The sequence below is a fragment of the Bifidobacterium callimiconis genome (assembly GCF_003952005.1).
Taxonomy (GTDB): domain Bacteria; phylum Actinomycetota; class Actinomycetes; order Actinomycetales; family Bifidobacteriaceae; genus Galliscardovia; species Galliscardovia callimiconis.
Window position 1 is genome coordinate 128,927 of sequence record NZ_QXGJ01000006.1, and the last position, 26,493, is coordinate 155,419.

20 protein-coding genes and 1 other RNA gene are annotated in these 26,493 nt (G+C 62.9%); 17 read left to right on the forward strand and 4 right to left on the reverse strand.

What is annotated here, in order from left to right; genetic code table 11:
* The first annotated feature begins 159 nt into the window (after positions 1-159).
* From miaB to D2E23_RS07030, 9 genes are all read left to right on the forward strand, one after another.
* The gene (miaB, locus tag D2E23_RS06990; protein WP_126030239.1) at positions 160-1,629 is read left to right on the forward strand and encodes a tRNA (N6-isopentenyl adenosine(37)-C2)-methylthiotransferase MiaB; all 1,470 of its coding nucleotides are present in this window, start codon (positions 160-162) and stop codon (positions 1,627-1,629) included.
* Positions 1,613-2,644, forward strand: a complete 1,032-nt coding sequence (gene miaA, locus D2E23_RS06995) for a tRNA (adenosine(37)-N6)-dimethylallyltransferase MiaA (RefSeq protein ID WP_420897296.1) — start codon at positions 1,613-1,615, stop codon at positions 2,642-2,644. The genes miaB and miaA overlap by 17 nt, the downstream gene beginning before the upstream one ends.
* Positions 2,645-2,773: 129 nt before the next feature.
* A complete protein-coding gene (locus D2E23_RS07000; protein ID WP_126030240.1) occupies positions 2,774-5,569 on the forward strand; it encodes a DNA translocase FtsK 4TM domain-containing protein in 2,796 nt (931 codons plus the stop codon).
* Between the two features lie 194 nt (positions 5,570-5,763).
* Complete coding sequence (gene pgsA / locus D2E23_RS07005; RefSeq protein WP_126030241.1) at positions 5,764-6,450, forward strand: CDP-diacylglycerol--glycerol-3-phosphate 3-phosphatidyltransferase; 687 nt, start codon at positions 5,764-5,766, stop codon at positions 6,448-6,450.
* The gene (locus D2E23_RS07010; RefSeq protein ID WP_126030242.1) at positions 6,447-7,001 is read left to right on the forward strand and encodes a CinA family protein; all 555 of its coding nucleotides are present in this window, start codon (positions 6,447-6,449) and stop codon (positions 6,999-7,001) included. The genes pgsA and D2E23_RS07010 overlap by 4 nt, the downstream gene beginning before the upstream one ends.
* 260 nt (positions 7,002-7,261) lie before the next feature.
* Complete coding sequence (locus D2E23_RS07015; RefSeq protein WP_126030305.1) at positions 7,262-7,759, forward strand: helix-turn-helix domain-containing protein; 498 nt, start codon at positions 7,262-7,264, stop codon at positions 7,757-7,759.
* A gap of 11 nt (positions 7,760-7,770) precedes the next feature.
* On the forward strand, positions 7,771-8,013 hold the full coding sequence (locus D2E23_RS07020; protein WP_126030243.1) for a DUF3046 domain-containing protein: 243 nt from the start codon (positions 7,771-7,773) through the stop codon (positions 8,011-8,013).
* Positions 8,014-8,290: 277 nt separating this feature from the next.
* A complete protein-coding gene (gene recA / locus D2E23_RS07025; protein ID WP_126030244.1) occupies positions 8,291-9,448 on the forward strand; it encodes a recombinase RecA in 1,158 nt (385 codons plus the stop codon).
* Positions 9,449-9,450: 2 nt separating this feature from the next.
* Positions 9,451-10,131, forward strand: coding sequence for a regulatory protein RecX (locus tag D2E23_RS07030; RefSeq protein ID WP_206432013.1), 681 nt, complete (start codon positions 9,451-9,453; stop codon positions 10,129-10,131).
* Here the strand turns inward: D2E23_RS07030 and rnpB are convergent.
* Positions 10,129-10,485: RNase P RNA component class A (gene rnpB, locus D2E23_RS07035), an RNA gene on the reverse strand. The two genes, D2E23_RS07030 and rnpB, sit on opposite strands and share 3 nt — an antisense overlap.
* 202 nt (positions 10,486-10,687) lie before the next feature.
* Between rnpB and hpf the strand changes: the two genes are divergently transcribed.
* The 4 genes from hpf (at position 10,688) to D2E23_RS07055 (ending at position 16,966) form a co-directional block, all read left to right on the forward strand.
* Positions 10,688-11,353, forward strand: a complete 666-nt coding sequence (gene hpf / locus D2E23_RS07040) for a ribosome hibernation-promoting factor, HPF/YfiA family (protein WP_126030245.1) — start codon at positions 10,688-10,690, stop codon at positions 11,351-11,353.
* 190 nt (positions 11,354-11,543) lie between these two features.
* Positions 11,544-14,453, forward strand: a complete 2,910-nt coding sequence (secA, locus tag D2E23_RS07045) for a preprotein translocase subunit SecA (RefSeq protein ID WP_126030246.1) — start codon at positions 11,544-11,546, stop codon at positions 14,451-14,453.
* 205 nt (positions 14,454-14,658) lie between these two features.
* Positions 14,659-15,717, forward strand: coding sequence for an anthranilate phosphoribosyltransferase (trpD, locus tag D2E23_RS07050; protein WP_126030247.1), 1,059 nt, complete (start codon positions 14,659-14,661; stop codon positions 15,715-15,717).
* A gap of 289 nt (positions 15,718-16,006) precedes the next feature.
* On the forward strand, positions 16,007-16,966 hold the full coding sequence (locus D2E23_RS07055; RefSeq protein WP_126030248.1) for an ROK family glucokinase: 960 nt from the start codon (positions 16,007-16,009) through the stop codon (positions 16,964-16,966).
* 54 nt (positions 16,967-17,020) lie between these two features.
* On the opposite strand, the gene D2E23_RS07060 is transcribed toward D2E23_RS07055, so the two are convergent.
* A complete protein-coding gene (locus D2E23_RS07060) occupies positions 17,021-17,464 on the reverse strand; it encodes a hypothetical protein (protein WP_241227244.1) in 444 nt (147 codons plus the stop codon).
* 143 nt (positions 17,465-17,607) lie between these two features.
* Here D2E23_RS07060 and D2E23_RS07065 point away from each other — a divergent pair, with 143 nt between their 5' ends.
* The gene (locus D2E23_RS07065; RefSeq protein WP_126030250.1) at positions 17,608-18,288 is read left to right on the forward strand and encodes a lysophospholipid acyltransferase family protein; all 681 of its coding nucleotides are present in this window, start codon (positions 17,608-17,610) and stop codon (positions 18,286-18,288) included.
* A gap of 161 nt (positions 18,289-18,449) precedes the next feature.
* On the opposite strand, the gene D2E23_RS07070 is transcribed toward D2E23_RS07065, so the two are convergent.
* Together D2E23_RS07070 and D2E23_RS07075 are read right to left on the reverse strand one after the other, a co-directional pair.
* Positions 18,450-20,450, reverse strand: coding sequence for a protein kinase domain-containing protein (locus tag D2E23_RS07070; protein ID WP_126030251.1), 2,001 nt, complete (start codon positions 20,448-20,450; stop codon positions 18,450-18,452).
* A 53-nt stretch (positions 20,451-20,503) separates the two neighbouring features.
* A complete protein-coding gene (locus D2E23_RS07075; protein WP_126030252.1) occupies positions 20,504-21,643 on the reverse strand; it encodes a polyprenyl synthetase family protein in 1,140 nt (379 codons plus the stop codon).
* Between the two features lie 187 nt (positions 21,644-21,830).
* Here D2E23_RS07075 and D2E23_RS07080 point away from each other — a divergent pair, with 187 nt between their 5' ends.
* From D2E23_RS07080 to D2E23_RS07090, 3 genes are all read left to right on the forward strand, one after another.
* Positions 21,831-22,496: a hypothetical protein gene (locus D2E23_RS07080; protein WP_126030253.1), complete on the forward strand. Its 666-nt coding sequence runs from the start codon at positions 21,831-21,833 to the stop codon at positions 22,494-22,496.
* Between the two features lie 105 nt (positions 22,497-22,601).
* Positions 22,602-23,912, forward strand: coding sequence for an RNA polymerase sigma factor (locus D2E23_RS07085; RefSeq protein ID WP_126030254.1), 1,311 nt, complete (start codon positions 22,602-22,604; stop codon positions 23,910-23,912).
* Positions 23,913-24,044: 132 nt separating this feature from the next.
* Complete coding sequence (locus D2E23_RS07090; protein WP_126030255.1) at positions 24,045-26,333, forward strand: DNA gyrase/topoisomerase IV subunit B; 2,289 nt, start codon at positions 24,045-24,047, stop codon at positions 26,331-26,333.
* Positions 26,334-26,493: the final 160 nt, after the last annotated feature.

Below are 26,493 nucleotides of genomic sequence, written 5' to 3' on the forward strand. Positions count from 1 at the left end.
TATCATATCATCGTTTTTTACATTCGTCCATCAAAATCACTGCACGTATGTTCATTTTATGAGGGCCGGCGACTGAACCGACGTCCGTCGACCGCCGATGGCACAAGGCCTGCGGCCATCGATCGTCGCGCTCCAAGTCACTCGGTAGGATGGAGCACTATGAACGAGGACATGATGACGATTGAGGAACGCAACCCCATACCGGCCGCCGCGCTCACGGGAACGGGCGACGGGGCCATCGCCAAGGCCCGCGGCAAAGGCGTGTACTATGTGCATACGCTTGGATGCCAGATGAACGTCCACGACTCCGAACGCATCGCCGGCGTGCTGGAATCCGAAGGCTACGTGCAGGCCACCGACGAGCAGGTAAAGACCGAGGACGTCGATCTGATCGTGCTCAATACGTGCGCCGTACGTGAGAACGCCACCGAGCGCATGTACGGCACCATCGGCCGATGGGCCAGACTTAAGCGCAGGCGCCCCAACATGCAGATCGCCGTAGGCGGATGCATGGCCCAGAAGGACCGCGAACGCATCACCAGCCGCGCCCCATGGGTCGACGCGGTATTCGGCACCAAGAACATCGGCTCCCTGCCCAGGCTGCTCGACGACGCCCGCGCCGCCGGACGCTCCCAGGTTGAAATCTCTCAGGACCTGGAATACTTCCCCAGCCAGCTGCCCACATCCCGCGCATCGAAGATCTCCTCTTGGGTATCGATCTCCGTGGGATGCAACAACACCTGCACGTTCTGCATCGTGCCGGCCGTACGCGGCAAGGAACGCGACCGGCGTCCCGGCGACGTGCTTGAAGAGATCCAGCGGTGCGTGGCCGACGGCGCCAAGGAGGTGACGCTCCTCGGCCAGAACGTCAACTCGTATGGCTACTCGATGGGCGACCGCATGGCCTTCTCCAAACTGCTGCGCGCCTGCGGCACGATCGAAGGACTGGAACGCGTGCGTTTCACTTCACCCCATCCGGCGGCCTTCACCGACGACGTGATCGCGGCCATGGCCGAAACCCCCAACGTCATGCATCAGCTGCACATGCCGCTGCAGTCCGGCTCCGACCGGATTCTGCGCGCCATGCGCCGGTCCTACCGCTCGGCCAGATTCATGGATATCCTCGGCCGCGTGCGCGAGGCCATGCCCGACGCGCAGATCAGCACCGACATCATCGTCGGCTTCCCGGGCGAGACCGACGAGGACTTCGAGCAGACCATGCGCGTGGTCGAGGAGGCGCGGTTCTCCTCCGCCTTCACCTTCGAATATTCGCCCCGTCCCGGCACCCCGGCCGCCGTGATGGACCAGGTGCCCCATGAGGTGGTACGCGAGCGATACGACCGTCTGCACGTACTGCAGGAGCGGCTCACCGCGGAGAACATGAAAGGTTTCGAAGGTCGTGACGTCGAGGTGATGGTCTCCGCCACCCAGGGCCGTCGCGACGGTGACACCCATCGCGTCACCGGACGAGAACGTACCGGCGTGCTCACGCATATCGGCATCCCCGAAGGCGAGCCCATGCCGCAGGTCGGCGACTTCATCACCGCCACGGTCACCCGCGCCGCCGACCACTACATCATTGCCGATCCCAATCCGAAGGCAGGCCAAACCTATGTCGTCCGTCACTGAGCCGCAGACAACACCGACAACACCCCAGCTCGACACCATGCGCGTGGTCTCCATCATCGGACCGACCGCGTCCGGCAAGACCGGTCTGGCCATCGCGCTCGCCAAGGCGCTCGCCGATCAGGGGCAGCGGGCCGAGATCGTGAACGCCGACGCCTACCAGATGTACCGCGGCATGGATATCGGCACGGCCAAGGCCACGGCCGAGGAACGGGCCGCAGTGCCCCATCATCTGGTCGACATCATCGATCCGAGCGAGACCATGACGGTGGCGCGCTTTCAGGACCTGGCGCGCGAGTGCATTCATGACCTGCTGTCCCGCGGGATCCGGCCGATTCTCGTCGGGGGATCCGGCCTGTACGCCAGGGCGGCGATTGACGATATCTCGTTCCCTGGCACGGATCCGGATGTGCGGGCGAAACTGGAACGGCGTGCCGAAACCGAAGGCCCCGGCCTGCTGTTCGAGGAGCTGACCGCCAAGGATCCCGAGGCCGCATCGCGCATGGATGCCCATAACGTGCGTCGCACCATTCGGGCGTTGGAGGTCATCGAGATCACCGGACGTCCATTCTCCGCGAGCCTGCCAAAGTACCGCTATGTCATTCCCACCGTGCAGATCGGTCTCGATCTGCCGCGCAAGGAACTTGACCGCAGGATCGCCGAGCGGACGATCGCCATGCGCGATCAGGGATTCCTGGCCGAGGCCGAGCGGCTTCGTGACCATCTCGGCCCCACTGCTGCCCGGGCACTGGGCTATCAGCAGATGATCGACGTGCTTGACGGCATCCTCGACGAGGACGAGGCGTTCGCCGACATCGCGCAGAAAACCCGCCGTCTCGCCCGCAAGCAGATGGGATGGTTCGGCCGTGATCCCCGCATCCACTGGCTGCAGGCGCTCAACCCGGCATTACTGAACAACACGTTGGCCATCGTACGTCACGCCGACGCCGGCGACTACGATGCGATCGACGCGCAGGCCGACGACTACGTGCAGCACCATCTCGGCGACATTGACTGACCGGATCGGCTGATCGGATCGACTGACCGGTAACTCCCCGCATCGCGACTCGCCGTGGTGCGCAATGGTGTGAATATCGTGGACCCGATCCGAACGTTTCCTGACGGGACGGTAATATCAGGCATTGCTATGGCACAGAAATCATCCCCACGTTCGGCTTCGGGCCGATCCGCGAGTTCACGCAGAACATCGTCGTCGAAAGGCACCGGCACCCAGGGCAGACCGCCGTTGACGCACGGGCCCGAATCGGCATGGCATCGCACCATGCTGTTTTTCGGCCTGCTTGTGGCGGCGGTGCTGTTCTGCGCCAGTGAATGGTTCCGCGTCAATGGCTCGATCGGACAGTTCCTCCACGCCATCGCCGCCACGCTGTTCGGCGTGATGAGCGTGCTGTTGCCGGTAATTCTGCTGTACGCGGCCCTGTGCGTTGTCAGTTCCACGCTACGGTCCATCAACCGTCCTCGGGTATTGGCCGGATTGGGATTGCTGCTATGGTCCGTCTGCTCGATCATCGACGCGGTTCGTATCGGCAACGTCCACGAGTTCAATCTGAAGATGGTGCAGGGCTCCGGTGGTATCCTCGGATTCGCCTTCGGCTCGCCGCTTACCTGGGGACTGTCCAAGGCGTTCTCCGTCATTCTGTTCGTTATCGTGGCCCTGCTGTCGCTGCTGCTGATCACAGGCGTCACCATGACCGACATCTCCTCCTACGGTCACGCCCTTCGTCTGCGCTGGGAGGAGGATCATGAACGCGAGGCGGAATCCGAGCGACGGGACAAGACGGCGTCTCAGCGTTCGCCCAGTGAGGTGACGCTCGGCGACGATACGCTCGTGCTGGCGGACGGCGTCCCCTCTCACGACGAGGCCGCGGCTCCCGCTGTGACGGAAGCCGAACCGGCATGGAAGTCGTGGTGGCGTCGGCTGTTCTCCAGCGGTGCCAAGGACAAGACGGACGACAAGCTCGACTCCTATGCCGCCGACACCGCTTTCGACAAGGCCGCACGGTCGCACGGCGACACTGCCGAGACCGCCGTGGAATCCGTCGACGGGCTGCCCGCACACGCGCCGCGCTCCGTCTCCTCCGCAGGAGGCCCGGCCTCCCAGCCTGAGCCGGAGACCCGCGCCATGGGCGTCGACCCCTGGGCCACCGCCATTCTCGATCCCGTCTCCGATTCCGCTGCGACGGGGGAGGAGGGGCCCTCCGGCACCACGGTGCTCAGCCAGGGCACGCCCATCGTGTCCCCGACCGTCTCTGCGCCCGCCGGTACGGCCGTGGTTCCGGCTCGTTCCGTCCCCTCATCCGAGACGAACGCCGTCGTTCCGGCACAGCCGTCGTCGGATTCAATTCCGGCGGCATCGTCGCCTGCGGCCGCTCCGGCGCCGGCCAACGCCGATGGATACGAATACCATCTTCCCGATCTCGAGCTGCTTGCCCATGGCAAGCCCCACGCCGCACGCACGCCGGCCAATGACAAGGTGATCGCCGCGCTACGCTCCACCTTCCAGCAGTTCAAGGTGGACGCCCAGGTCGTCGGATTCCTCCGTGGCCCGTCGGTCACCCAGTACGAGGTCGAGCTCGGCCCCGGCGTCAAGGTCGAGAAGGTCACCAATCTGCGGCGCAACATCGCCTATGCGGTGGCGAGCTCGGACGTGCGTATCCTTTCCCCGATCCCCGGCAAATCGGCCATCGGCATCGAGATCCCGAACGTCGACCGTGAGATCGTGCATCTGGGCGACGTACTCAGAAGCGACGAGGCCGTCAAGGACCACAACCCCATGCTCGCCGGCGTGGGCAAGGACGTGGAGGGACGCTTCGTCACCGCCGACCTGACCAAGATGCCGCATCTGCTGGTGGCCGGTGCCACCGGTTCCGGCAAGTCCAGCTTCATCAACTCCATGCTCACCTCCATCGTCATGCGAGCCACCCCCGAACAGGTTCGTCTGATCATGGTCGACCCGAAGCGCGTGGAGCTGTCCGCCTACGCCGGCATCCCCCATCTGCTCACCCCGATCATCACCGATCCGAAAAAGGCCGCGCAGGCACTGGAGTGGGTGGTCAAGGAGATGGACTCTCGATACGATGACCTGCAGTACTTCGGATTCCGTCATATCAAGGATTTCAACGAGGCCGTGCGCGCCGGCAAGGTGCATGCACCGGAGGGCTCCAACCGCAAGATTGCGCCCTATCCTTACATCCTCGTGGTCGTCGATGAGATGGCCGACCTCATGATGGTGGCGAAGAACGACGTGGAAAGCTCCATCCAGCGCATTACGCAGCTGGCGCGAGCCGCCGGCGTGCATCTGGTGTTGGCCACGCAGCGTCCGTCCGTCGACGTCGTCACCGGTCTGATCAAGGCCAACATCCCGTCCCGTCTGGCGTTCGCCACGTCCTCGGCAACCGATTCGAGGGTCATCCTTGACACCACGGGCGCCGAAAGCCTCATCGGCCAGGGTGACGCGCTGTTCCTGCCCATGGGTGAGGCCAAGCCCAAGCGCGTGCAGGGATCGTGGGTCTCGGAGTCCGAGATCCGCGCCGCCGTCGACTTCGTGCGTACCCAGCGCAAGCCGCGCTACCGCGAGGACATCGAACAGATGGCCAAGGAAGCCGAGAAAAGCGCCGTCGAGCCGGACGAGGACATCGGCGACGACATGGAGGTGCTGCTGCAGGCGGCGGAACTGGTGGTCACCACGCAGTTCGGCTCCACGTCCATGCTGCAGCGCAAGCTGCGCGTCGGCTTCGCCAAGGCCGGACGTCTTATGGATCTTCTGGAATCCCGCGGCGTGGTAGGCCCCTCGGAGGGCTCCAAGGCCCGTCAGGTGCTCGTCCAGCCGCAGGATCTTCCTCAGGTGCTGGCGTTCATTCGTGGCGAGACCTCGTCGATCACGCCGTTACAACCGGAGCCGGGCGGACAGTCCGGCGAGTGACCGGATGCAGTGGGGCGCCGATTCCGGCGGGATCGCCGTCATGCCATGGGCGTTGACGACGATCTCGTCCCCGTTATGGAGCGGCGGTACGATACCATGCGCTACCCTAGGGAATCGCAAACAAGGTTATGTTGATGGTCCGGGAACGGATCCCCATATATGGGCGTTTCCGCGAACGGATCGAGGAGTGATCGATGTCAGACAAGAACAATGCGTCGCAGCAGGCCAAGAATCCTCTGCTTGTGGGATGGAACACGCCGGCGAATCTCGTCACCTACGCCCGCATCGTGCTCGTCCTCGTCTACATCGTGCTGACCGTGATGGCCGGCCCCGAAGGACGTAATGACCTGATTCTGCGCTGGGTGGCCGCCGTGCTGTTCATCGTGGCGGCCAGCACCGATAAGATCGACGGCTATCTCGCCCGCTCCCGCAATGAGGTCACCGAACTTGGCAAGCTCATGGATCCCATCGCCGACAAGCTGCTCATGTGCTCCGCGCTGATCGTGCTGTCCGCGTTCTCCGAGTTCCCGCTCGCGTGGCTGATCACCGTGCTGTTCCTCGTGCGTGAGATCGGCATCACCGTCATGCGCTTCTTCGTGATCGACACCGGCGGCAAGGTGATCGCCGCCGCCTGGCCGGGCAAGCTCAAGACCGTGTTCCAGTCGGTCGCCCTGTCGTTCTACATGGTGCCCATGTGGTCGCTGGCCGGTGCTGATGCCGGCGCAAACGGCGTGTATACCGGTTGGGTGCGTTGGTATTATCTGCTCGCCTACGCACTGCTTGTCGTCGCGCTGGTGCTGTGCCTCTACTCCGGCTACGAGTACCTCAAGGGCGTGTTCGTCAAGCCGGCGGGTTCCTCCGACGCCAAGGACGCGCGATGACCGCGTCCAACGATATCGCCGCACGGTCGAGGCGGGATGATCTCGCCGCCCGGGCGTTGCGTATCTGCGAGGAACGTTCCTGGCACATCGCCGCGGCGGAATCGCTGACCGGTGGACTGCTGGCGGACTCGTTCGTGCGCATTCCCGGCGCGTCCAGGGTCTTCCTGGGCTCTGCGGTCACCTACGACATTCATGCCAAGGCCGGCATTCTCGGCGTGGACGCGGATCTGCTCGACCGCGAGGGCGCGGTGCACCCGCAGGTGGCCATGCAGATGGCGTGCGCCACGGCGCGGTTGTACACCACGCTTCCCGAATACCACGGTACGGTGGTCGGCCTGTCGACCACCGGCGTAGCCGGCCCCGGCCCCGACGGCGACAAGCCCGCTGGACTCGTCTACATCGGCATCAGTCTGCCGTGCGAGGGGCGGACGGACGAGAACGTCGTCGAGGCGCAGGAGCTGCATCTTTCCGGCACCCGCGAGCAGGTGCGTCTGGAGACGGTGGAGGCGGTGCTGAAACGTCTGAACGCACTGCTAGATCGATCAGTTTGACCAAATTCAGTCATTCGACGATGTCCGGCACGGCCCAGACGGCATATCGGACTTATTGCGTAAGACCGGATTGCGTGTCGTCCGGGCGGAAGCAGGTGCCCAACCGTGTGAATTGCATCACATTATGTGACATTTCCTACCAAAAGCGGAATATCCCGCCCCATGACCGGTTGGGGAAGATAGAGAATTTTCGAGAAAACGGGTTGGACTAAGGAGTGGATATGACGACTACGGCAACACGATACGAAAACGACGTCAAGATGCGTTCCGCGGAACGTTCCGCCGTCGCTGTTCCCGACGGCAGGGCCATGGCCAAGAACCTCACCCCGGCACAGCGGCGCGCCGTGGCGTTCGCGCAGCAGCAGATCCTGCGTGCCCGTGCGGCCAAGAAGGCCAAGGATGACCGTCAGGCCGCCCTGAACCGCATGTGGGCCAATGCCGACCGTGAGGACGGTCTGGCCGACAAGGCGAACGATGCCGAGCGCACCCGTGTGGTGGCCGGCGAGGATGGGCAGATCTCACTGCGCAAGGTCATCGGCGAGGTGCTGCGTTCGCTGCGTACCAAGGATCACAAGACACTGCGCGAGGTCAGTGGTAAGGCCGGCGTCTCGCTCGGATATCTGTCCGAGGTCGAGCGCGGCCAGAAGGAGGCCAGTTCCGAGCTGCTGGTGTCGATCACCCAGGCGCTCGGCGTGCGTTTGAGCGACATGCTCATGATGGTCGCCGATCGTGTGCGTGAGGTGGAGGCCCGCAACTAGATTCGTTCGGTATGAGGGAACGTGAATTCTGGCAGTTGGTGGATGAGGTCTTCGGCCGGTCATACGGTCGAAGCCTGTCCCGTGATCAAAGTCTGACGGCGCTTGACTCGATGACCTCGGTCGAGGCGTTGGCGGCCGGCGTCCAGCCTCGTGTGGTGTGGAACGTGCTGTGCGATCAGATGGATATCCCCGATTCCCGCAGATGGGGGCGGGAGCATAATGCGCCGCCGATGCCGGCGGATGGCCGTTTCTGATCGATTGACTGTCGAGTGCCGATTATCCCAGCCGATTCCGATGCTTTCGGAGTGTCGCACAGATTTCGAACAAATGTTCGGGTATAGTCATAGGAAGTGACTGCTGGACGACGGTGACTCCGTGTGTCCCCGATCGCCATGAGACCTGATTGCGGGTCGAATTCCGATCGCCGGGGGAGGGGGCTCTGTTTGTTCACATCACCGGCATGGCTGGCGTCATCGGTGCGGCCGTGCATACGGTGACAACGCAGTTGGAAAACGTTGCAAGGAGACAGTGATGGCACAGCAGACTAAGAAGGATTCGGCCGACCAGCTGGCCGCGCGGCGGCAGGCGGCTCTTGATACAGCATTGGCGCAGGTGGAGAAGAGCTTCGGTAAGGGTTCCGCCATGCGCTTGGGCGACAAGCCCATTCAGAACGTGGAGGTCATTCCCACCGGTTCGTTGGCACTGGATCTGGCGTTGGGCATCGGTGGTCTGCCGAAGGGCAGGATTGTCGAGGTCTATGGTCCTGAATCGTCAGGCAAGACCACGCTGGCGTTGCACGTGGTGGCCAATGCGCAGAAGAACGGCGGCGTGGCCGCCTTCATCGATGCCGAACACGCGCTCGACCCCGAATATGCCCGCAAGCTCGGCGTGGACACCGATTCGTTGATCGTGTCGCAGCCGGACAACGGCGAGCAGGCGCTGGAGATCGCCGACATGCTGATCCGTTCCGGTGCGCTTGATGTCATCGTCATTGATTCCGTGGCCGCGCTGGTGCCCAAGGCCGAGATCGAAGGCGACATGGGAGACAGCCACGTGGGTCTGCAGGCAAGGCTGATGAGCCAGGCGCTGCGCAAGATGACCGGCGCGCTGGCCCAGGCCGGTACCACCGCGATCTTCATCAACCAGCTTCGAGAGAAGATCGGCGTGTTCTTCGGATCCCCGGAGACCACCACCGGTGGCAAGGCGCTGAAGTTCTATGCGTCCGTGCGTCTGGACATCAGGCGTATCCAGACCATCAAGGCGGGCGAGGATGCCGTGGGCAACCGTACCAAGGTCAAGGTGGTCAAGAACAAGATGGCCCCGCCCTTCAAGTCCGCGGAATTCGACGTCCTGTACGGCGAAGGCATCTCCAGGGAGGGCTCCGTACTGGATATGGCCCTGCAAAGCGGCATCGTCAAGAAGTCCGGTTCCTGGTTCACCTACGACGAGGACCAGCTCGGTCAGGGCAGGGAGAAGGTCCGCCAGTTCCTCAAGGACAATCCCGGTCTTACCGATGAGATCGAGCACAAGGTCAAGGTCGCCTTCGGCGTGGAACAGCCCGATGAGCGTGACGCCCAGCCTTCGGAGGATGCTGAGAAGACCCCGGCTGAGGACGGTGCCGCGGCGGCTTCCGCCAAGCCGGCCGATGCCAAGTCCGCAGCCGGCGCCAAGACCTCGGCAAAGGCCTGACGGTGATTTCCGTAGAGGAGTTTCTGCGGACCAATCCCGTCCGGCTGCAGGACGGCGATGCCGCTGGATCGGTCGCCGCAGCCGGCGGCCGATCCCGGTTCACCCGTGACGATAAGTCCCATGGTGGCCGCCCTGAACGGACCATGCCGCGTCGCGGGGGATTCGGTTCTCGTGGATCCTTCGGGGAAGGCCCGGAGGATCCACGAGACGGTGACGCCTGTCGCGAGGCGGCGTTGAGCCTGCTTGATGCGGCGCCGCGTTCGTCGGGCGCCTTGTCCGACCGTCTGAAGCGCAAGGGCTATGAGGAGCAGGTCGTCACCGACGTGGTGGACGGCCTGATTCGTGTCGGTCTGGTCGACGATGAACGCTATGCGCAATCCATGGTTCGCTACTGCCTGTCCCGGCATTTGGGCGAGGCCGGAACGATTCGCGAGATGACTCGCAAAGGTGTGGACCGTGCATTGGCCGCGCGTGTGGCCGCGGAGGCGGCGCGGAACGGCGACTTTGTGGAGTCGGCCTATGAGCTCGGGCGTGTCGTGGCGCGTCGCACCGTCGGCATGGAACGGGACAGACGACTTCGCCGGTTCTGGTCGGCCGGAGGGCGAAAAGGCCATGCGCCGGACCTGATCCGACAGGTTGCCGCCGACGTCTTCCATGACGACGACGGTTGCGAAAGCGATTGAATGAGACCTCCGATACCCCGGGTTCTGTCACGTGAACCAGTCACGCGGATGGCCATCCATCTCGACCTGACGTCACCGCCAGGCTCTAGCAGCCTACCCGAAGACACGAGCGAGCAGCCCTTACCGTCTTCTGCTTGGCCTTGCTCCCGATGAGGCTTGCCATGCGGCCTCTGTTACCAGAGGCCCGGTGGTCTCTTACACCGCCGTTTCACCCTTACCGGCCTAAGCCGGCGGTCTGTTCTCTGTTGCGCTATCTCTCAGGTCACCCTGGGCGGACGTTATCCGCCATCGTGCTCTATGGAGCCCGGAAGTTCCTCAACGGCGAAACGCCGTCGCGGCCATCAGGAGGTCTCGGCGGACAAGCATACCATGTCCCGAGACATCCGCGTCGCCATAGCAGACGCACCCGGGAGAACACGGAAAAAGAAACGATGATTTTCGTTACGCGGATTTCCGACAAATCCGTAAATCGTCAGTTAAGATAAAAGCAACCTTTCGCGAAGATGCTGTTAGGTGTCCACAGCGGCTCCGATGCCGCTCGATAAAGGAGGTCCACATGGAAATCGTCGTTACCGGACGTCACACGCAGATCAAGCAGCGCTTCCGTGATGTCGTAGAGAGCAAGATGAATCGTGTGACCGCAATCGCCCCCGACGCACAGCGCGCTCAGGTGGTCGTCACGCACGAGGGCAACCCCCGTCAGGCCGACACCGCCAAGAAGGTGGAGATCACCGTGATCGCCGGCCGCACCGTGGTGCGCGCCGAAGCCTCGAGCGCCGACGAGTTCAGCGCTCTCGATCTGGCGCTGGACAAGCTCACCCTGCGTCTGCGCCGCTCCCGTGACCGCCGCAAGGATCACCGCCGCGGCTACACCAACCCGCAGCCCATCGACCTCGGTGTGGTCGAGCCGCCGCAGGCTGAGGAGCCGGTGGCCGAAGAGCCGAGCAACAGCCCGGCGGACGCCGTCGCCGGAGACCTCGGTCCTGGCGAGTCCGTCGAGGTGCAGGTCGGCGACACGCCGATTGTCATTCGCCGCAAGCTGCACATCGCCGAGCCGATGAGCATCGACGAGGCCCTGTACGAGATGGAGCTGATCGGCCACGACTTCTTCCTGTTCGTCAACAAGGAGACCGGCCGTCCGTCCGTCGTCTACCACCGCCACGGCTGGAGCTACGGCGTCTTCGAGATCGACACCCCGGAGAACGTCGATAAGGCCAAGTAAGCCTCTCAACCCCCGTCAAACGCCCCCGGAATCATTCCGGGGGCGTTTTTTGATGCCTCGAATTATGCTGTTCGAACGGATTAACCGTGAAAATCGCAATGATCGCGTAATATAGTTGCAGTTTGTGCCCGAATGGAAAAGAAATCGGGCTCAACCACCAACTTACCGTCAAACGTTGAGGAGACGACTCGTGGTAGCAGTTCTGGACAAGATCCTGCGTATAGGCGAAGGACGACAGCTTCGCAAACTCCAGTCAGTGGCGGAAGCGACCAACGCCTTGGAAGATAAGATCTCCTCGCTGTCCGACGACGAACTCAAGGCGCAGACCGCCAAATTCAAGCAGCGCATCGAGAACGGCGAGGATCTCGACAAGATCATGCCGGAGGCGTTCGCCACGGTTCGTGAGGCGTCCAAGCGCACGCTTGGCATGCGTCACTTCGATGTCCAGCTCATGGGCGGCGCGGCCCTGCACTGGGGCAACATCGCCGAGATGAAGACCGGTGAGGGCAAGACCCTCGTGGCCACCCTGCCGAGCTATCTTAACGCCCTGGAGGGCAAGGGCGTGCATGTGGTCACCGTTAATGACTACCTTGCCAGCTATCAGAGCGAGCTGATGGGTCGTGTGTTCCGTTTCCTGGGCATGACCACCGGCTGCATCATCACGGATCAGAAGCCGCCGGAGCGTCGCAAGCAGTACGCGGCGGATGTGACGTACGGTACGAACAACGAGTTCGGCTTCGACTACCTGCGTGACAACATGGCGTGGGACAAGGCCGATCTGGTGCAGCGCGAGCATCATTTCGCCATCGTCGACGAGGTCGATTCCATCCTGATCGACGAGGCCCGTACCCCGTTGATCATCTCCGGTCCGGCCGAGGGCGATGTGACGCGCTGGTACCGTCAGTTCGCCAAGCTGGTCCCGAAGCTGAACCGCGACGAGGACTATGAGGTCGACGAGAAGAAGAAGGTCGTCGGCATCCTCGATCCGGGCATCACCAAGGTGGAGGACTACCTGGGCATCGACAACCTGTACGAGCCGAGCAACACCGCGCTGATCGGCTACCTCAACAACGCGATCAAGGCCAAGGAGCTGTTCTTGCGCGACAAGGACTACGTGGTACAGGGCGGCGAGGTGCTCATCGTCGACGAGCACACGGGCCGCATGCTGCCGGGCCGCCGCTACAACGAGGGCCTGCACCAGGCCATCGAGGCCAAGGAGGGCGTGGAGATCAAGGCCGAGAACCAGACCTTCGCCACGATCACCCTGCAGAACTACTTCCGCATGTACGACAAGCTCGCGGGCATGACCGGTACGGCCGAGACCGAGGCGGCCGAGTTCATGAACACGTACAAGCTGGGCGTGCTGCCGATTCCGACGAACCGTCCGATGATCCGTCAGGACAAGGACGATCTGATCTACCGCACCAAGAAGGAGAAGCTGGCCGCCATCGTCAAGGACGTGGCCAAGAGGCACGCCAAGGGCCAGCCGGTGCTGCTGGGCACCGCGTCCGTGGAGTCCTCCGAGGTCGTCTCCTCGCTGCTCGACGTGGCCGGCATCCCGCATCAGGTGCTCAACGCCAAGCAGCATGCGCGCGAGGCCGCGGTCGTGGCCGTGGCCGGCCGCAAGGGCGCCGTGACCGTGGCCACCAACATGGCCGGTCGAGGCACCGACATCATGCTCGGCGGCAACGTCGAGTTCCTCGCCGATCAGGAGCTCAAGAAGCAGGGCTACTCCCCGGAGGACACCCCGGAGGACTACGAGCGTCTGTGGCCCGAGACCCTGGCCGCCGTCAAGGCGCAGGTCAAGGACGAGCACGAGGAGGTCAAGAAGCTCGGCGGCCTGTACGTGCTGGGCACCGAGCGCCACGAGTCCCGTCGTATCGACAACCAGCTGCGTGGTCGTTCCGGCCGTCAGGGCGATCCGGGCGAGTCCCGCTTCTACCTGTCGCTCGAGGACAACCTCATGCGTCTGTTCAACACGCAGCTTGTGGCCCGCGTGATGGCCAAGGGCATGCCCACCGGCGAGCCGATCGAGGCCAAGAGCGTGTCGAAGGGCGTGCGCAACGCGCAGAAGGCCGTTGAGTCGCGCAACTTCGAGATCCGCAAGAACGTGCTCAAGTACGACGACGTGATGAACAAGCAGCGCACCGTGGTCTACGCCGAGCGCCAGGCGGTGCTCAAGGGCGAGGACATCAGCAAGGACATCCAGCGCTTCCTGTCCGACACGGTCTCCTCGTACATCAAGGGCGCCGCCCAGGGCAGCGACAAGCCCGCCGACTGGGATCTCAAGGGTCTGTGGAAGGCGCTGGGCCAGATCTACCCGATCGGTCTGGACGTCGAGGACGGCGAGAAGGCCGTCGAAGGCCTCAAGTCCGAGAAGGCCGTTGAGAAGCTGCACGATCTGATCGTCGAGGACGCCAAGGCCCAGTACGCCGAGCTCGAGAAGATCGCCGGCGCGGACGGCATGCGCCAGCTCGAGCGCCGTGTGGTGCTCGCCGTGCTCGACCGCAAGTGGCGCGAGCACCTGTACGAGATGGATTACCTCAAGGACGGCATCGGCCTGCGCGGCATGGGCCAGCGCGACCCGCTGACCGAGTACCAGCGCGAGGGCTACCAGATGTACAACTCCATGGTCGAGGGCATCAAGGAGGAGTCCATCCGCCTGCTGTTCCACCTGGACATCCAGCAGTACGCGCGCACTGAGGACCCGAACAGCAACGCCGACGAGGACCAGGCCATCGCCGAGGCATCCGAGCAGACCGCCGACGATGCCGAGACCGCATCCACGGACGAGCTCGAGACCAGCGCGCCCGCCGAACCGGAAACGGTCGACGAGGACGCCGATGAGGCCGAGGTCGCCGAAACCGAAGCCGAAGGCGAGTCCGCCGAGCCGGTGAAGACCGAGATGGGCAGCGTGACCGGTCCCAAGCCGATCAGCCATGCCGACGCCAAGGTTCCGGCTTCCAAGCGTCCCAAGAGCAACGAGGCGCACGCTCCGGAATCCGACGGTCGTGTCTTCGAAGGCACGCCGCGCAACGCGCCCTGCCCCTGCGGCTCCGGCAAGAAGTACAAGCTCTGCCACGGCAAGAACGCGAAGTGACCGTGACGGTAGATCACCGTTGCCGGTGATCCGCCATCGGTTATGACCGATCGTGTTGAGGAGGCTCCCGCACATTCGTGCGGGAGCCTCCTTTTCGCATAATGGACTCCTTGGTGACGATGCTAGTGTCCGCAACATGCAACCGTTACAATGACAGCGGAATTTGTACAGAGCGCATGCCTATGTGCGCCAAGGAGGAACAGCCATGTCCGAACCATTCACGTGGAAAGCCATCCTGACCAAGCTCGTCGGCGGCGAGCACCTGAGCGCCGAGGAAAGTGAGTGGTACGTCGACGACCTCATGCAGGGCAAGGCCAATCCGGCGGCCGTCGGTGCGGTGCTGGCCACCCAGCAGCAGCTCGGCCTCACCAGCGAGGAAGTGTCCGGCGCGGCCAAGGCCATGGTCGCTCACGCGGTGCCGCTGCAGGTGCAGGGCGAGACCACGGACATCGTCGGAACCGGTGGTGATGGTGCCGCTACGGTGAACCTGTCGACCATGGGCTCCGTGGTGGCCGCCGCAGCCGGTGTGAAGATCGTCAAGCACGGCAATCGTGCCGCGTCGAGCAAGTGCGGTGCCGCCGACTGTCTGGAACAGCTTGGGCTGCCGCTGAACATCGCTCCGGAAGCGGTTGGTGAAGTCGCCGACGAGGTCGGCATTACCTTCGCGTTTGCCAAGACGTTCCATCCCGCCATGCGTTTCGTCGGACCGGTGCGTGCGGCACTGGGTATTCCCTGCGTATTCAATGTTCTCGGACCGCTGACCAACCCAGCCAACCCCAAGCATGTCGCCATCGGCTGCGCGAATCGTGCCATGAGCCCGATCATGGCCCAGGTGTATGCGAGCCGTGGACAGGACGGCATGGTCTACACCTCGTCCGAGGGGCTGGACGAGATGGCTCCCACCGGCCCGGTAAGCGTGTGGGAGATCCGCGACGGCAAGGTGACGGAGACTGAATTCGATCCCACGGTCGAGCTCGGTCTGGCGCGCATCTCCGTGGCGGATCTGCGTGGCGGCGAGCCGGAATACAATGCCCAGGCCATGTGCGACTTCCTCGCCGGCAAGGACCTGCCGTTCCGCACCACCGCGCTGCTCAATGCGGCGTCTGCGATCGTGGCCGATCACAGTCTGCTGCCGAACCCGGATGGCACGCTCGCGGAGCGGTTCAAGGCGGCCTATGATCTTGCCGCCGAAACAGTGGATTCCGGTAAGGCCGAAGCGTTGCTCGACCGTTGGATCGCCGCCGCCAAGGCCAAGGCCGAGTAGGAGCGGCAAATGATTCGCTGACGATCGGTCCGATCTTGGCGTCGGTTTCATAACCGTGAGAAACGAAGTGATGTCCCGTTCCGAACGATTCGGAACGGGACATTGTCGTAAAGCGGCATAAGTCGGCAACAATAAGCAAAATGAACCAACCGATTGGTAGGTCTTTGGGCGTGTCGCATAAAACATTGCTATCATGACAGTGTTGTTGAACGTTCTAATCCCTTACCGTTTTCGGAAGACGCATCAGTGATGAGCCTCTTTCGGACATGGTCGAAAGATGGAGGTTTTCATGTACACGCTCGGTATTGACATCGGTGGAACGAAGATCGCTGGTGCGGTTTGCGATGAGAACGACAAGATCCTCAGCCAGTGGCGCGTTCCCACGCCGACTGAGCCCGAGGACATTAACGACTGCATCATCGAAATCTACAACGAGGCGCTCAAGCTGCATGACGAGATCCCCACGATGGGCATCTCCGCCGCCGGCAACGTCAAGGCCGATCGTCGTACGATCAGCTTCTCCGCCAACATCGCCAAGTGGATCGATTATCCGCTGGCCGATCGCATCGAAGAGCTGACCGATCACAAGTGCAAGGTCGTCGTGGAGAACGACGCCAACTGCGCCGGTTGGGGTGAATACATTCTCGGTGCCGGCAAGGGCAGCCGCAACATGGTCATGCTGACCGTGGGCACCGGCCTGGGCGGCGCCATCGTCATCAATGGCGAACTGTATCGCGGATCCTTCGGCATGGCCGCCGAACTTGGCCACCTGCCCATGGTGTCCGATGGTGATTTCTGCGGCTGCGGTCTGCGCGGCTGCGCCGAGCGTTATACGTCCGGCAACGCTCTGGAGCGCTTCGCCCGCGCCGGTATCCGTCGTATGCCGCAGAAGGCCGAGCGCCTGCTCGAGCTGTGCGGAGGAGACGTGCACGCGCTGGAAGGCAAGATGGTCTCCCAGGCCGCTCAGGAAGGCGATGAACTGGCGCTGTACGCCTTCGGCAAGATCGGCGAGTGGCTCGGCCGTACCATGGCGGCCATCGCCGCGGTGATCGATCCCGACACCTTCGTGATCGGCGGTGGCGTGGTGTCCGTCGGCGACATTCTGCTCGAACCCGCGCGCTACAACTACGTTCGATTCCTGCAGGCCGCCGCCTACCGTGAGCATGCGCAGATTCTGCCGGCCACCGCCGGTGGCGATGCGGGCATGATCGGTGCAGCCGACCTTGCCCTGCGCGCCGTCAACGCCTGATCGTCGAGATCGGAACTGCTGAAATCGGAACGAGCTGATCGTTCCGATGCATTGCTACACGCGCGCACCGTCGTCGAAGGCGTCGGTGCGCGTTTCCGTATGTCCCTTGTGCTGGAAGAACATGCCGGCGGCACCGATGAGCGTCATCACGCCACCTACCGTGCCCAGCCATGCGGACAGCGCCGGAATCAGAATGGACACCGTAAGCGCGCCCATGCCGATCACCAGCAGGGCTACGAACAGCATTGTGGATTTGCGGACGTTGCCGATCGACGGGTTCGGGGGAGTGAACGTCGACTCCCCATCCATAACGTCATCGGTGTCCAGCCAGCTACGTCCCTGAAAATCGCGCGGACCGGGCTGCCGAGTAAACGCCTCCGGCTTGAGATCATCCACACTCAGCTGGGCCTGCTTCTCGGCCTTGCGCGCGGCCTTGTCGAACTTGCGAGCCGTACGCGACCGTTCCAGATCATCCAGTTCGTCCTGATGGGACGACATGAACTCCGCCCATGCATCGTCGGGCCCGTCGGCGTTGCCCGAACCATCGCTTGAGTGAGATCGGTTCTCATTGCTATTCTTGTTGCCAGTCATATGTATAACTGTAGCCGTGAAGCCGACGTTTTCACGGTACGGAGGTCGTTGTGCTGTATTGGTTTTTCGTCAAGGGATTCGGACCCATCGCCCGTCGTCGTCTGGGGCCAAGCGCCAAAGGCGTGAATAACATTCCCCGCAAGGGCGGCGGCATCATCGCCGCGAACCATCTCGCCGTCATCGACGATGCGCTGATTCCACTCACCTGCCCGCGCATGGTGCATTTCATGGGCAAGGCCGAGTATTTCGAAGGCAAGGGCATCAAGGGCAAGTTCAAGAAGTGGTGGTTCACCTCGGTCGGTGTTTTCCCCGTGGACCGTTCCGGTGGCTCGAAGTCCCTCGGCGCGCTCGAACACGCCAGGGAGATTCTGGAGGAGGGCCACCTGTTCGGCATCCACATTGAGGGAACCCGCAGCCCTGACGGGCGTCTGTACAAGGGACACACCGGTGTGGCACGACTCGCCTTTGAGACCGGATGCCCGATCATCCCCACCGCGATCATCGGTTCGAGGGAACTGCAGAAGCCCGGTACGGTGATCCCGTCCAAGGGCACCACGCAGGTGATCTACGGACGTCCGATCCCGGTCACACGCAATCCTAACGCCACTCATGATGATCTGCGTGAGCTCACCGATCGTGTGACCCGCGAGATTCAGGTCATGAGCGGTCAGGAATATGTGGACGAGTACGCGCAGAAGGTCAAGGAGCGCCTCGCCGCACAGCAGCAGTGATGACCACGGTGCCAGACGCACACGTCGCATAACGCGTACATGCGGCACCAAACGGTGCGAAAGACCGGAGATGAGCAACGGGAGGTCCGACGAATACCACGTCGGACCTCCCGTTGCGTTTCCCTTCGTTGGTGATTGAACCGATTCGGCGACGGCACATGTCACACGACGGTGAGCGTCACCGTCGTGGCGTTGCCCTTCGTATCGCGCAGACGCACCTGCTGACCCGGCGCCGGATCCTGCAGCCGTACGGTCTGCGTCAGATCGCCGAGCGGTGCGCTGATCTCCACCTTCAGTCCCAGCGCCTCCAACGTCTGCTTGGCCTCGCTTTCGCTCTTGCCTCGTACGTCGGGGATCGTCACCATTTCAGGCCCCTTGGACACCACGATGTTTACCTGATCTCCCCAGTGCATCTGCGTGCCCGCCTTCACCGACGTGGAAATGACCTTGCCGGCCTCCACGGTGTCCGAATACATTTCGGACGTGGTCACCTTGAGCTTTGCCTCGTTCAGTGAAGAAAGCGCATCATCCTTGGTCTCTCCGACGATGTTCGGCATGCTTACCGGCATCGGCCCCTTGGACAGGGTCACGGTGATGGGCTCGTTGTGCTTCAGGGTGGTGCCGGGCTGGGGATCGATGCTCAGCAGCGCGCCTTCGGGAACATCCAACGAATACTGATCCTGTGAATCATCATGCGTCACGTTGTCGAAGCCAAGCCTCTTCAGAGTATCCAGCGGAGTCTTGCCATTGTCGCTCGATGCGTCGGTGATGTCATCGGGGATGGTGGCCTCGCGCACGCCTTTGGAAACGATCACCGTCATCGTTTCGCCGTTACGTTTGCTGACACGGTCACCGATGTTCGCCGGATCCGAGGAGATGATATCGCCCCGAGCGACATCGTCACTGTATTGCCCGGTGGTCGTATACGGGATGCCGGCCACCTTCAGCGCACGCTCGTAACTGGTGAAATCGGCTCCTTTGAGCGTGCATGTCTGACCGTCGGCGCAGGTCACGTCATCGGCGGATGGCACCGTCCAGTAGCTGCCGGGACCGAGGAAATACCACCATGCGCACCCGCCGCCGATTATGCCGGCCACTGCCAGAATTACGCCGACGATGATGGCGATCCTAGTGGTCCGTCTACGACTCGTGTCGTCGGCCATGCCATCGATGGTCTCCGTGGCGGTGTCGTCGGATCGCGCGTCCGACGATGGTTGCGACGGGGACGGGGGAGCGGGGATCATGCTCGATGACAGTACGCTGGTGGCCTGCGGGCCCGCGTCCACGGTCCGGTACGACAGTTCCGCAGGAGTCAGTGTCGGCATGAGCGTCTGCAATTCCTGCAAGGCGGCCGTGGCATCAACCGGGCGATCCTCCACATGGCGGGCCGTCAGATGCGCGATGAAATCGGATACCCGCTTCGGTACGCCGGGATGACTGACGGTCAGCGTCGGTACATCCTCGTGCACATGCTTGAACACCATGGTCACGGGGTTGTCGGAGGCGAACGGCACCTCGCCGGTCAGCATCTCCCATGCCATGATGCCCACGGAATACAGATCGCCCTGAGGCAGGGCCTGATTGTCCTCGATCATCTCCGGCGCCAGGTAGGCCGCCGTGCCCAGCAGCATGCCCGTGGTGGCGAGCGTCGCCTGGGATGCAGCCTTGGCCAGACCGAAATCCGTGATCTGAACCCTTCCCCGATCGTTGATCAGAATGTTTTCCGGCTTGATGTCGCGATGCACCACGCCGGCGGCATGGGCCGCCGCCAGCCCGTCAAGCACCTCACCCACGATGCGCAGGGTTTCGCGGACGGACAGCACCCGCTGACGGTTCATCTCATACCGCAGATTCACGCCGTGCACGTACTCCATGACCAGATAGTCGAGTCCCTCAAACTCACCGGTGTCATAGATCTGCACGATATGCGGATTCGCGATGGCCGCCGCGGAACGAGCCTCACGCTGGAACCGCTGCACGAACTGATCGCGATGCGGTCCCTGTGCCAGCTGCACATGCATGACTTTGATCGCCACCGTCCGGCCCAGCTTCACGTCGGTCGCCTCATACACGGTGGCCATGCCGCCCTCGGCGATCCTGCGCGTCACCTGATACCGGTCGTCGATCATACGGCCCACGGGGCTTTCCGTCACTTCGCTCATGCTTCCAATCCTAGGATCGTTACTGTTGCTGGCATGGTCGGCGTACTCCACCGTCAATCACGAATGTCCGAGGGAATGAACCGCGCGCACATGTCGTGCAGCGTCGCCAGAGCGGCATCGTCCAGATCGAACACACGCCCCGCCTCGGCGAGCGCTGCCTGTGCCTGCCTCCACAGGGCCGTGATGCGCTCCCGGGAACGTGACACCGCTCGAGTGGAGGAAAACAGGCCGATGACACGGTCCACGGTCGCGGCGTCACGCGAGGGGACCATGAACTGTCGCTTGAGATAATCGGCCTGCTCCCGATCGGCTCCGGACAGGGCGTCCGCCAACAATACGGTCCGCTTGCCTTCACGGATATCCCCGCCCACGGGCTTGCCGGTCACCGCCGGGTCCGACACCACGTCGAGCAGATCATCCGCCAACTGGAACGCCAGACCAAGCGGCACACCAACCGACTCCGCCACATCGGACGCATTCCGTTCGTCGACTCCGGCGGCCAGCAGCGCCAGGCGGATAGGCGCGATGGTGGTATAGCTGGCGGTCTTCCAACGGAACACGGCCAGTGAGTTCCTCACAAGCTCTTCGGGGTTGTCCAGCGATACATGCTCCGCGGCGAGATCAAGCACCTGCCCGATCTCCACCTCGCGATGCATGGTCAGGAAGCCCGCCATGATGCGCTCGCGGTTCGGCAGTTTCGAAGCCGCCTCGTTGATGATGTCCACGCTGGCGGTGGCCAGCAGATCGCCGAGCATGATCCCCAGTCCCGATCCCAGAGAGGCCGCGGAGACGGCGGTCACGTCGGCATAGCGTTCGGCGGTCAGCGACTCCAGTGCCTTGTGCGCGGACGGTTTGCCGCGACGCACGTCGGCCTCGTCGATGATGTCGTCGTGCACCAGCGCCGCGGTCTGGAACACCTCAATGGCACAGGCCAGATCCAGAGCTCCGCCTCGCGTGTCGGCGTCGGAGACCCGCCTGGCCAGCGCATCGTAGAACGCGAGCAGCAGTCGTGCCCGCAGACGTTTGCCGCCCTCACTGGACACGCACGCCTGACGCACGACCTCGTCATACAGCGTTCCGCAGTCAAGCCCGGCGAGGGAATGATCGGTGGGGGCACAGTGTCGTGTGATCAATACGCCGATGCGGGATTCGATGTCGTTGCCGATGGTATGCGAAGAAGCCTGAGCAGTCATATCGTCCAGCCTATCGAAACGGTGTTGACAAACGGTGAAATTCCGGGCGGGGTTTCCATTCGACCACATTGCCTCCCGTCTCTATACGTGCGCGGCGAACACCGTCATAGTGGGAACAGGGCGGAGGAACGGCGACAACATGACGGCTTGGCAATGCCAAGGCCATGGACGCAAGGAGGCGACCACAATGACAATCGAAGTGGGACTCAGGCCGTTGGACGGCCCCTACGCCACCGCGGAAGGCCGCGAGGCGATGCGCGTGGACGACGAGACGATGACCGGTCTGCGGAAACGATTCCGCGCCAATCGGAGAAGCCAGGGAATACGACAGGCGGATGCCGACTGGTTCCACGATCCGTTCGACGAATGGCATCGATGGCTTGTAGAGGGACGGAACGACGTCTCTCCCGATTCTCTGATGAAACTGTGCGTCGGCATGCGCGAAACCCTGGCCATGCGCGACGCGATCATTCTCGCGCCGATGGCCGGCGTGACGAAGGACGATCTGCTGTCGCTGGTGACGAACCCCCATTCGGAATCCAGTTCGACGCTGGTGTGCAACACGCTGACCCGAGGATTCGAGGACCCCTCTCTCAGCCCCGACCCGGGACGCTGCCAGCGCAGCATCGATGCCTTGGCGCATATGGTCACGCTTGCCCCGGAAGATTACAGCGCGCAACCCTTGGCGGCGCTCGCCTACCTGCTGTGGTGGGTGGGGCGTGACGAACAGTCGCTGGCCTGTTCGCTGCGCTCGCTGTACGTGGATGACTCGTGCATGATGGCGTCGATTCTGCTTGGCGTAGTGCAGCGTGACATCCATCCGGCATGGATTCAATCCGATTTGCGGGAATAATCGTCCTTGGAACGTGGTTCACTCTATTAGTTGACAATTTGCTCTTGCCATAAGTGTGTCTTCGTGCTATAGGAGACGCCGACAGGACGAACCAGGAGGACAAGTTTGGCCACCGAGAAGGCAACACGGAAGACGACCCGTACCAGGAAGACGTCAGGTGCCGCAAAGACGGCAAAGACTCGCAAGAGCGCCGCCAAGAAGGCCGAGCAGGAGCCGATCAAGCAGAACGACGACCTGCTGGAAGGCGACGACCTGCTGGATGACGTCGAAGACATCGACGACGAGGACTTCGACGAGGACGATGTCGAGGACGTCGACGGTGAGGACGACGTCGAGGACACGGACGACGAGGAGACTTCGGGCGACGACTCCGATGAGGAGGAAGAGAAGCCCAAGCCTCCGGAACAGCCCAAGGAGAAGGGCGCGTTCGTCGTCACCGATCTGGACGACGACGACAACTACACCCCTTCGGGCAATCCGAAGCGTCGTGTGATCGCCACGGGCGCCACCGCCGACCCGGTCAAGGACTACCTCAAGCAGATCGGCCGAGTCAGCCTGCTGAATGCCGAACAGGAGGTCGACCTGTCCGAACGCATCGAGGCCGGCCTGTACGCGCAGCACCTGCTCGACACCGAAACCGACCTCGACTTCAAGCGCAAGCGCGAACTCAAATGGGCTGCGAACGACGGCCGCAAGGCCAAGGACCACCTGCTGGAGGCCAACCTGCGACTCGTGGTCTCTTTGGCCAAGCGCTACACCGGCCGCGGCATGCTGTTCCTGGATCTGATTCAGGAAGGCAATCTCGGTCTGATCCGCGCGGTGGAGAAGTTCGACTGGAAGAAGGGCTTCAAGTTCTCGACCTACGCCACCTGGTGGATCCGTCAGGCCATCACCCGAGCCATGGCCGATCAGGCCCGTACCATCCGCGTGCCCGTGCACATGGTGGAGGTCATCAACAAGCTCTCCCGCGTGCAGCGTCAGATGCTGCAGGATCTCGGCCGTGAGCCCACGCCCGACGAGCTGGCACGCGAACTCGACATGCCGGTCGAGAAGGTGCAGGAGGTCCAGAAGTACGGCCGCGAGCCCATCTCGCTGCACACTCCGCTGGGTGAGGACGGCGATTCCGAATTCGGCGACCTGATCGAGGACACCGACGCCATCGCGCCGTCCGACGCGGTCGCGTTCTCCCTGCTGCAGGAACAGTTCAAGCAGGTGCTGGAGACGCTCTCTCCGCGCGAGGCCGGTGTGATCAAGATGCGCTACGGTCTGGAGGACGGTCAGCCCAAGACGCTGGACGACATCGGCCGCGTGTATGGCGTCACCCGCGAACGTATCCGTCAGATCGAATCCAAGACGATGTCGAAGCTGCGCCATCCGTCCCGTTCCCAGACCCTGAGGGACTTCCTCGATCAGTGATCGAAGACGAACCTCATCCATTTCGCTCCCTCGTCACCGCGGGGGAGCGTTTCCATGCCGGCGCATGACGACAATACGGCAAACACGACGCGCGGCATCACGATACAGCAATTGCGTTAGCGAAGGAGGGCCATGGCGGCGCAGAAGGAAGAATACGGCGCAAAGGATCTGGCGGTTCTCGAAGGACTGGATGCGGTCCGCAAGCGTCCCGGCATGTACATCGGCACCACCGATTCCCAGGGACTCATGCACTGTCTATGGGAGATCATCGACAATGCGGTGGATGAGGCGCTCGCCGGCTTCTGCACCAGGATCGTCGTCACGCTGCATACCGATGGATCGATCACGGTGGCGGACAACGGCCGAGGCATCCCCGTCGACAAGGAGCCCAAGACCGGTCTGAGCGGTGTGGAGGTGGTGCTCACCAAACTGCACGCCGGCGCGAAGTTCGGTAATTCCTCGTACAACGCGGTCGGCGGCCTGCACGGCGTAGGCTCCTCCGTGGTCAACGCGTTGAGCTCCAGGCTCGACGTGGAGGTGGACCGCAACGGTAAGACCTACCGCATGGAATTCCGCCAGGGCCATCCCGGTGTGTACACCGACGCTGATCCCTCGCATCCCTCCCCGGCCTCCCCGTTCAAGAAGACCCGTAAGCGTTCCCCTACGGAACTGCGCGAGGTCGGCACGGTGGGCGCCAACGTCACCGGCACCCGTATCCGCTACTGGGCGGATCCCGAAATCTTCAACAGCACGGCCAAGTTCAGCTACGAGCAGTTGATCGACCGTGTTCGCCAGACCAGCTTCCTGGTGCCGGGTCTGTCGATCACCGTGGTCGACGAGAACATTCCCGAGACCGGCGACGAATCCATCGACGATCTGCGCGAGACGGACGAGACGCCGCTGGTGCAGGATCGAAGTGCACAGGCATCCGATCGGACTCCCGATCAGGATTCCGGAAACGAATCCAAGGACGTCGAACGCCCGGCGGAAGAGTCGATCCCGGAATCGGCGACGGTCACCGAACCGGCAGGGCATGCCCGTGTGGAGGAGTTCTGCCACACCGGCGGCGTGGTCGACTACGTGGACTTTCTGTCCAAGGGCGAGCCGGTGTGCGGCATCTGGCATATCTCGGGCGAAGGCACCTACGAGGAGGAGACCCAGGTGGTGGGCCCCGGCGGTGATCTGCATGCCCAGATGGTGGAGCGCACCTGCGGCGTGGATATCGCCCTGCGCTGGACCAACAACTACGACACCACGATCCGCAGCTTCGTCAACGTGGTGGAGACGCCCGGCGGCGGCATGCACGTGGATGGATTCCTCAACGCGGTCACCCGTCAGGTGCGCAAGACCGTGGAAGCCAATGCCCGTCGCCTCAAGGTGAACCTCAAGGATGCCGGCACCAAGATCGAACGTGACGACGTGACCACCGGACTGGTGGCGGTCGTCACCGTGCGCATCGCCGAGCCGCAGTTCCAGGGGCAGACCAAGGACGTGCTCGGCACCGCACAGGTCAAGCCGATCGTCACCCGACTCACCGACAAGCAGTTCGGCGAGATGATCACCGGTTCCAAACGCGGATACAAGGAGCCGTCATCCCGCGTGCTGGAGAAGATCGTCGGCGAAATGCATGCCCGTATCCAGGCACGCAGGACCAAGGAGGTCACGCGGCGCAAGAACGCGCTTGAATCCGCCTCCATGCCGTCCAAGCTGTCCGACTGCCAGCCCGGCAACGACGACATCGCCGAACTGTTCATCGTGGAGGGCGACTCCGCACTCGGCACCGCCAAGGCGGCCCGTAACTCCGGCTTCCAGGCGCTGCTGCCCATTCGAGGCAAGATCCTCAACGTGCAGAAGGCCTCGGTGTCGCAGATGCTGGCGAACAAGGAGTGCGGCGCGATCATCCAGGTGGTCGGTGCCGGCTCGGGCGCCACGTTCGACATCACCCAGTCCCGATACAACAAGGTCATCATGATGACCGATGCGGATGTTGACGGCGCCCATATCCGCATCCTGCTGCTCACCCTGTTCTACCGCTACATGCGGCCGCTCATCGAGGCCGGCCATGTGTATGCAGCCGTGCCTCCGCTGCATCGCATCGCGCTGACCGGCAAGCGCAAGGGCGAATACATCTACACGTATTCGGACGATGAGCTCGCCTCCAAGGTGGCGCAGCTCAGACGCGATCGCATTGGCTTCGACGAGGACATCCAGCGGTACAAGGGTCTGGGCGAGATGGATGCCGACCAGCTCGCCGACACCACCATGGATCCTCGCACGCGCATGCTGCGCCGAATCCGTATGGAGGACGCCGCCCAGGCCGCGGACATCTTCGACCTGCTCATGGGCGGCGAGGTGCCCCCGCGCAAGAAGTTCATCGTGGACAACGCCGACGACTTCGACCGATCCAACATCGACGCCTGACGATCCATGCGGCCGGTACGCGTCGTGGAATGTGGATAACTTTCGAGTTACTCCACTTATCCACATTTTCGCACCGGCCGGTGGCAGGCGATCGCCCAACGTGCCATAGTGTGCCTTGCACAGGCCTTCCGGAAGGTCCGGCAGGGGACAATGGTGCGCA